At 74.1% G+C, this 981-nt stretch carries 1 protein-coding gene; it reads left to right on the top strand.

Annotated elements, in window-relative coordinates; translation table 11 throughout:
- Positions 1-24 precede the first annotated feature (24 nt).
- Positions 25-981, top strand: a 957-nt coding sequence (locus A9X04_RS03060) for a PirG (protein ID WP_197509002.1), incomplete at its 3' end; no start/stop codon positions are given.

Raw genomic sequence — 981 nt, 5'->3', positions numbered from 1 at the left:
GTTGTCCAGATTGAGGAGACTTCCGTGCCGAACCGACGCCGACGCAAGCTTTCGACAGCCATGAGCGCGGTCGCCGCTGTGGCAGTGGCGAGTCCTTGCGCATACTTCCTTGTCTACGAATCGACGGCCGGCAACAAGCAGCCCGAACACCACGACTTCAAGCAGGCGGCCGTGATGACCGACCTGCCCGGCGAGCTGATGGGCGCGCTGTCGCAGGGGTTGTCGCAGTTCGGCATCAACCTGCCGCCGGTTCCCGCGCTCGGCGGGGGTGCGGCCAGCACGCCGGGCCTGACCAGCCCCGGCCTGGGCACGCCGGGCCTGGGAACGCCGGGGCTGACCAGCCCCGGGTTGACCAGCCCCGGACTCACCAGCCCCGGACTCACCAGCCCGGGACTCACCAGCCCAGGTTTGACCAGCCCAGGTTTGACCAGCCCCGGTCTGGCCAGCCCTGGCCTGGCGCCCACAACGCCGGGGCTCACCGCGCCCGGCGCGCTGCCGACCACACCGGGCGCCGGAGTGGCAACCCCGGGCGCCGGGCTCAACCCGGCGCTCTCCAACCCCGGGCTGACCAGCCCGGCCGGCGTGGCACCGGGCCTCGGTAGCCCGACCGCGGCGGGCGAAGTGCCGATCACCGCACCGGCCAGCCTGGACCCCGGCGCCGACGGCACCTACCCGATCCTCGGTGACCCGTCCTCCTTCGGTAACGGTTCGCCGGTCGGCGGCGGGACCGGCCTCGGCGGCGGCAGCGGGAGCTCCGGCGGCGGTGGTGGCCTGGTCAACGACATCATGCAGGCGGCCAACCAGCTGGGCGCGGGCCAGGCCATCGACCTGCTCAAGGGCTTGGTGATGCCGGCCATCACGCAAGGCATGCAACAAGGCGCCGCGGGCGCGCTCCCGGGTGCGGCCGGTGCGCTGCCGGGCGCGGCCGGTGCCTTGCCGGCCGCCGCGGGGGCCTTGCCCGGCGCGGCGGTGGCCGGCAAG

The organism is Mycobacterium sp. E3247 (genome assembly GCF_001667785.1).
Lineage (GTDB): Bacteria > Actinomycetota > Actinomycetes > Mycobacteriales > Mycobacteriaceae > Mycobacterium.
The sequence above is the reverse complement of the archived record's forward strand: the minus strand, read 5'-3'. Positions and strand labels throughout refer to the sequence as shown.